We start from the raw sequence: 7,419 nt of genomic DNA, 5'->3' as shown, positions 1-7,419 counted from the left end.
TTATATTACTTTTGTAAAGATAATGGTGGTTATTGTATTAATGCTTAATAATTGAAACTGATTTTTTATATAAATTTTTCTAACAAAAATATCTAAAGTCATTTTATTTCTTGCCCACTTAAATATTTTATTTGCTATAAATTACTCTATAAACACTTCTTTTTTTGATATATAAACAACTGTTTTAACAAGTTTTTTACAAAAATAAGCATATTTTTTTAAAGTGAATACTCTATTTTTTACACTCTTAATAAAATTAAAAGTTAATAAATAACATATGCATACACGAGTAATATCAATTTTATTTTAGAAAAACATTTATTCAAGGCGAAAAAAACATCAAATATTATTTTTTTATAGCTTTTGTGGTAACGACACAACTATTACAATACAGTTTATAAATAGTTTAACTCTTCAGCAGTTTTAGGCATGTTATGACTTCAATGTCGAACACTACCCAAAAGCACTTTATTGTTGAGCAGTTTCCTCTACCGACTTGGGTCAGTGATGAAAAAGGCTTAATTTTATACTGCAATACGGAGTGTACAAAGTACTGGTGCGATACCTCACCTCCATTGTTTCAGCAATGGTTAGATTTCGTGTACCCTGCCGATTTAGAAGAAGTTAAAAACAAATGGTTAGATGCTATACGACTGCAATCAAGAGTTGAATTTAAATGCCGTCTTTTACATAAGAGCCATCACTATCGATGGTGTAAACTTTCAATTCAATTATCGAAATATCATGAACCTTCTCAAGAAAATGAATGGTTTATTAGTTTTCTAGATATTGACCAAGATATACAAGAACAACAAAGCCTACGTAAAGATATCGATATACAGAATCAAATGCTCGATATTAGTGTCGATTGTATTAAAGTTTTAAATACAGATGGCACAGTATCTCATATGAATAAATCAGGGTGCCTTGCATTAGGTGTACCTGTCGATGAAAAAAAATTCGGTATGCGATGGTTAGATCTTTTACCCCCCCATATTCGTAAACGCGGAAGAGTTGCTTTAAAAAAAGCCTTACAGGGTAAAGTGGCCCGATTCGCTGGCATGAGTTGCTTACCAAATCAAGATCCTGAATATTGGGATAACATGCTTACCCCAATTCAACATACAAACGGCGAAATTATTCAAATATTATGTGTTTCTCGGAATGTCACTCAACAATATCTTACTGAAAACCGATTAAGAGATATTAGTGAGAGAGATGAACTTACTGGATTATTTAACCGACGCTCATTTAAGCTCCAATTAAAACGTACCCTAGCCTACTCAAGAGAAACCCAAACAAGTGTAGGTTTACTTTTAATTGATTTAGATCATTTCAAACATATTAATGACACCATAGGTCATAGTGCTGGTGATCACTTATTAAAAATCCTGTCTAAGCGTTTTAATCAGTGCGTAGACCATGAACGATGTTCTGTCGCTCGGTTAGGTGGCGATGAATTCGCAGTTATTCTCAGCCATTTAAAAAATGAAAATGATGTCCGAGAACTTGCTGAAGTATTACTTCAACAACTCAATCAACCCATTACATATGCAGGGAATGTACTCAACGGCGGTATGAGCATTGGCTGTGCCATTTACCCACAAGATGCTGTCGATCAATCAAGCTTATTAAGCTGTGCAGACATGGCATTGCATGACTTAAAAGCTCGAGGTCGTGGCGGTATACGTATGTATAACCCGAGTATGATGCAGTTGACCGAAGCAATCGCCTCGCAACTTAACATTGCTCGACAGCTTATTCGTCACCATACTATCCAACCCTACTATCAACCTAAAGTTGATTTAAAAACTCATGCTGTTGTGGGCTTTGAAGCATTACTGCGTTGGCACACGACTTCGGCTCAAAGAGGTTTGCCTTCACAAATTGCTGAAGCTTTTAAAGACTATGATTTAGCCAGTAAAATTGGTGAAATTATGCAGCAACAAGTTTTGCATGATATGGCTAAATGGATAAAGTTAGGCTTTCAGCCACTTCCAGTATCACTAAATGCTGCACCAGTTGAATTTTTAAGAGACAATTACGCCGAAAGATTACTAAAAAAGATTCATCAACTTGAAATTCCTACATATTTAATTGAAATAGAAGTTACTGAGCACATGCTTGGGGACCGTGGCTCTGAATATGTTATTCGCGCACTCAATAAATTAAAGCAACATGGCGTACGCATTGCTTTAGATGATTTCGGAACAGGATTCTCTTCTCTAACGCATATACGAGACTACCCAATTGATTGTCTAAAAGTCGACTGTAGCTTTATACAAAAGATGCAACAGGACCCATCAATTTATGCAATTGTCCAAGCAATTGGTTTACTCGCACCTAATCTCTCACTCGGTTTAATTGCAGAAGGTATTGAAACCCCAGAACAAAAAGAGCTACTTCTTAAATTTGGTTATAACATTGGACAAGGTTTTTTATTCGAACAAGCTATTGATGCAAATCAAGTTATATCTATTCTTAAACAAGGTCAGGCTTATTTAGAAAGCCATTATTCGATGAATTAATCTGTATATATACAAAAAGTAGTCGCTCACTTTGCACACTAAAAATACACAATAAAAACCATAAAATTGGCGATAATATAACCATAACGATAACAAACTTAGGTTCTTCAACAATAAATATTGTCACAAGGCAATAAGGAGCAATATATGAGTTATCACCATATTTTAGTTCCAGTCGATGGTTCTCCTACTTCACTTATTGCGGTTAATCATGCTGCAAGTCTTGCTAAAGCGTTTAACAGTAAAGTCACTTTAGTATATGCGCTCACTATTGATCCTTTTATTTCAGTTGAAATCATTGATAGTACAGAAATTGCACAAGATTACTTTAATAAAGCGAGAGCTTCGATTCAGGGCATTTTAGATCAAGCTAAAGAGCAATTTAGTCAACACGGAATTTCTGTTGAAACAAAGATTGTTGAAGGTCAAACAATTCACACAGAAATTATCAAAGCAGCAACTGAGCTAAAAGCTGATTTATTGGTAATTGGCTCTCATGGACGAAAAGGTTTTAAAAAGTTCTTCTTAGGAAGTGTGACTCAAGCACTGTTAGGAGAAATCCATGTACCCGTATTGGTCGTAACCGAATAGATAAATTTAAAGTTCAAAAAAACCCAGCTATAGAGCTGGGTTTTTTACATAAACTACTTTCCGTTATACGTAAATTTAATGAGAGAACCAGGATTCTCTAAAGTATGCGTTACAGAACCATCGTCTTTTTGCACATTACCCGCTGTATCCGTCAGTACATATAAGACATCGCCCTCCGGACTTGCAATCACGTCACGATAACGGTTATTGCTTTTAAACATCGGGATGGCATCATCTAAAGTCGCACTATATGTTGGATCTAGCTTAATACGGAAAATGACTCCACGTTTTAAAGATGGTACCAATAATGTATTTTCCCATCCCGGAATCGCCTTTTTACCTCCCGTATATACATATGCCGATGACGGTGCAACCGTTGGCCAGCAGACATAAGTCATATCACCACAAGTTGGATCATTGTAGTTATAGGTATCTTGTACGGTATACAACGTTTTCAAAGGCGCTACAAAATTTTTCCCAGTCCATTCAGACTCTTTAGTCACGGGAACACCTTCGGCTACTTTTACCCCGTTTTGACCCAAATCTTTAATTTGAGATTTATTGGTTGCAGCCGAATAGTTGGCATAAGCATAACCACTATCATCTTTATAACCTGCTACATTTGGCCAACCATAGTTCCCACCTTTTAAAATGAGATTAATTTCATCATCAGAATTTGGCCCTTGCTCAGATTGTAAAAGCTTTCCATTTGGAGCAAATGCTAAACCTTGTGGATTACGGTGCCCTAAAGTATAAATATGACTAACTACCCCATTAAAGCTCGGGTTATCTTTAGGAATACTTCCATCCAGATTTAAGCGTAATACCTTGCCCATATAGGTATGGTAGTCTTTGCTGTTCAGCTCTTGCTGAGTTGGGGTATGCTGCGCCTGATTTGGTAAAAACAAATAAGCCAGTTGATTTCGGCCTTGGTCACCAATCGTATAGTAGATTTTTTGGTCTGGACCAATAACAAGACGGCCTGACTGATGGTCTTTTGATGATGGTAAGCCTGCAATCAAATCAACAGGTTTTTCAAATGTATCGGTTGTTTTGTTATAGGTATATCTACGGATAATCGTTTGGTTAGGTAGTTCTTTATCTGTAGATTTTGGATTTTTAAAAGTACCTGAAATATAGATATAAGGGTTATGTTTAAAGTCAGGATGAAAAGCAAAGCCTAACAAACCATTTTGCCCATCCGCATCATTCACAATTTCAGGAACCTGAAAAACTGTTTTTGCACTACCCGACTCAGGATTTACTCTTAAAATTTTACCGGTTGCACGTTCGGTTAACCAAATCTGATTGTCTGGACCCCATAACAAAGCATGCGGTTTATTTAAGTTAGACAGAATAACTTTTTTATCAAAATTTTCTGTTTTTGCTTTAGCAAATTGCGCTGGCGTAAGCGGAATGTCCGCAAATGCCGTATTAAGCATAAATAGTTGTGCAGCACCTAAAAGAGTGACCTTGGCTAATAAATGTTTATTCATAATTCCACCTTATAAATTTTTTAAAGAGTTACTCAAATCAAAAACGTTTGATTTGTATAAGTTCTCTATATCTTTTGTATTATGATGAATAGCATATTTATTAAAATCCAAATTTCTGAAAGGCTCTGTTGCATAAAAGTAGCTATTCAAAACAAATGAATACTTTAAAAGTTATCTTAAAAACAGTTCATCAAATTTTAAACTGATTGATATGAAAGCAACCTTTAACAAAGTAATTGAAAAGTAAAAATTAATACTGAAACAGACAATTCAAACTATAAAAAAATACATAACACCCAGCTAAAAGATTCAAGCTAGAGCTTAAGGATTTCAGTGCAAGTCAGGTTCAGTTATGTGCGCAAATTTTAAACCTCTTAAGAAAGATCATGCTCATCAATTAGACTTATTTGAACCAACATTTGATTACAAATCGGATGTTTATCCAAGTGATGACTGTCCAATGATCTTATCTCACCAAAATGAATTGGAATGGCGAAAAGTTAAATTTGGAATGTTACCTCCCTATGCCAGAGAAGTTTCATTTAAGTATGCAACCTATAATGCAAGAACTGAAACGGTTGAACAAAAACGTTCTTTTAAACACGCTTGGTCACATAATCAATTCGGGCTTATACCTGTTGAAGCTATTTATGAACCGAAATATATCAATGGAAAAGCTCATTGGTATGGCATATTCCGTCAAGATGGGGAACCATTTACACTTGCGGCAATTTATGAAGAAACCATGATTGATGATCAGAAAGTTCAGTCAATGTCATTATTAACAATAAACGCAGATCAGCATCCATTCATGAAGCAGTTTCATAAACCAGACGATGAAAAACGTTCAATTATTGTGATACCAAATCATCTTAGGAATGATTGGTTGAATTGCAAGCACACTGAAGCATCTGATTTTTTCTTAGATATGCCACTACATGAATTTATATCTCTACCCAAAGCAGATATGAAAAAATAATAATTAAATATTTAGCACTGAAGACACACATAAAAAATTAAAAAAGGTCCGCTTGGGACCTTTTTTATATTGGAAAGATAACTTTTCATTAAGGCGATTTGTAAAGCAAACGGTTTGGGCTACCAGACGGATTTTTCACTACATTACTGGTTGCTTGATTTAACAAATTAGTCGATATCGTTTGAGGCGTAGCAGTAGGTGTGCTTTGAAGCATTTCAGCAACTACACCGGCAACATGCGGAGTTGCCATTGAGGTACCATTTAATACTTTTGTAGCTGTATTACTTCCAATCCAAGAAGAATTAATTTGACTTCCCGGCGCAAAAATATCCACACAGCTTCCATAATTAGAATAACTTGCCCGAGTATCAGTATTGTCCGTCGCAGCAACTGTAATTGCATTACTTGTTCTTGCAGGAGAAGAGGTACAAGCATCTGTATTCGAATTACCTGCGGCTACGACCATTATATAACCATTATTATATAAATTTTCTACTGCACTATCTAAAGAAGAGCTTGCTGCCCCGCCTAATGACATGTTTACAACGGCTGGTTTACTTCCATTTTTCAAAATCCAATCTAAACCAGCAATAACATTACTTGAAGCACCAGATCCATCACACCCTAAAATCCGAACTGGGACTAGTCTTACACTCTTGGCAACACCATAAGTCGTACCACCTACAGTTCCAGCCACATGTGTGCCGTGTCCATTGCAATCGGTCGTTCCATTACCATCAGATATTGCTGTATATCCATTTAATACACGACCTGAAAATTCTTGATGGGTAGACAATATACCAGTATCAACAATATAAGCTGTTGTACCCGAACCGGTCTGCGAATAAGAATATGTTGAATTTAATGGTAAAGCTTTCTGATCGATGCGATCTAGCCCCCAATCAGGATTACTTTGGGTCGTTGCATCAATATTCACTACAGTATCATTTTCTACAGAAAGAACCTGTGGGTTCTTTTTCATCGCTTCAATAAAAGCTGTTCCTGCCGTATCAGGTAAATAAATTGCAAAACCTTTAAGAGCACTATCGTAGCTCTGCAAAACCCTGCCACCATGTTGTTTTGCAATATTCTGTGCAAAATCTTTAGCAGGTCCAATATCCTTGTTCAAGATGACAATATATTGATTTTTAATAATTCCTTTTGCTTGGGAAGAGTCTATTGCAGAATTTAAAAGATTTGGTGCTGCGTAAGCTAAATGGGTCGCTGCCATTGAAAGAAAAATGGCAGAAACTTTGCGAATATTCATGTATATCTCCATATATTATATTTCAGGTATTTTTATGATAAGTAATAACTTTTTTATTTCAGGTTTAAGTTCCAGATGAAAATTTTTAAGAGTTTTATCTGTTTTTAACCTAAATCATATTTTCATAATTTTTTATTTCACACAATATACTTCAAATTTTTCAACGAAAACTGTGATAGGAATCTAATTAAAATTTATATATTTTATTATTTTATAGTCTGTTATTCTTTAATATTTGGGATCAACAATATAGAAAAGAATAACCATGATGAGCAAAACTATAGTCATGATTGTTAAGTATGTCCCTACAGTATTAAAACTTTTTAAAAACTTCAAAATATCCATAACAACATGATAGATAAACAATAAATTAAAAAAATTATTTCAAAATTTACTCATTCAAGCAATCACAAGTAATTTACAATTTTTTTAACTATAATTCCTACGTATAGTAAATGTATAAAATATTTTATTTACTCAAATTATTATTAATATTTTTAAGCTATAAAATTATTATTTAGGCAAATTTATTAAAAATATAAAATACATTCTCTCTAT

Annotated in this window: 6 protein-coding genes; 3 read left to right on the top strand and 3 right to left on the bottom strand. The window is 34.5% G+C overall.

Annotated features, from left to right (window positions below):
• Positions 1-434 precede the first annotated feature (434 nt).
• Both ACIF8R_RS18305 and ACIF8R_RS18300 read left to right on the top strand, forming a co-directional pair.
• Positions 435-2,528: an EAL domain-containing protein gene (locus tag ACIF8R_RS18305; RefSeq protein WP_396482471.1), complete on the top strand. Its 2,094-nt coding sequence runs from the start codon at positions 435-437 to the stop codon at positions 2,526-2,528.
• 147 nt (positions 2,529-2,675) lie between these two features.
• A complete protein-coding gene (locus ACIF8R_RS18300; RefSeq protein WP_002050707.1) occupies positions 2,676-3,119 on the top strand; it encodes a universal stress protein in 444 nt (147 codons plus the stop codon).
• Between the two features lie 53 nt (positions 3,120-3,172).
• Here the strand turns inward: ACIF8R_RS18300 and ACIF8R_RS18295 are convergent, their stop codons facing one another.
• On the bottom strand, positions 3,173-4,615 hold the full coding sequence (locus tag ACIF8R_RS18295) for a glucose/sorbosone family PQQ-dependent dehydrogenase (protein WP_396482469.1): 1,443 nt from the start codon (positions 4,613-4,615) through the stop codon (positions 3,173-3,175).
• A gap of 352 nt (positions 4,616-4,967) precedes the next feature.
• Here ACIF8R_RS18295 and ACIF8R_RS18290 point away from each other — a divergent pair, with 352 nt between their 5' ends.
• Entirely contained in the window at positions 4,968-5,594 is a 627-nt protein-coding gene (locus tag ACIF8R_RS18290) for an SOS response-associated peptidase family protein (protein ID WP_396482467.1), read from the top strand.
• An 88-nt stretch (positions 5,595-5,682) separates the two neighbouring features.
• Here ACIF8R_RS18290 and ACIF8R_RS18285 read toward each other — a convergent pair whose 3' ends face one another.
• Both ACIF8R_RS18285 and ACIF8R_RS18280 read right to left on the bottom strand, forming a co-directional pair.
• Positions 5,683-6,861, bottom strand: a complete 1,179-nt coding sequence (locus ACIF8R_RS18285) for a S8 family peptidase (RefSeq protein ID WP_396482465.1) — start codon at positions 6,859-6,861, stop codon at positions 5,683-5,685.
• A gap of 228 nt (positions 6,862-7,089) precedes the next feature.
• Positions 7,090-7,206, bottom strand: a complete 117-nt coding sequence (locus tag ACIF8R_RS18280) for a hypothetical protein (protein WP_263613878.1) — start codon at positions 7,204-7,206, stop codon at positions 7,090-7,092.
• Positions 7,207-7,419: the final 213 nt, after the last annotated feature.

The sequence above is a fragment of the Acinetobacter sp. ABJ_C4_1 genome, assembly GCF_044538495.1.
GTDB classification, from domain to species: Bacteria; Pseudomonadota; Gammaproteobacteria; order Pseudomonadales; family Moraxellaceae; genus Acinetobacter; species Acinetobacter nosocomialis_A.
This window is presented reverse-complemented; position numbering and strand designations above follow the sequence as displayed.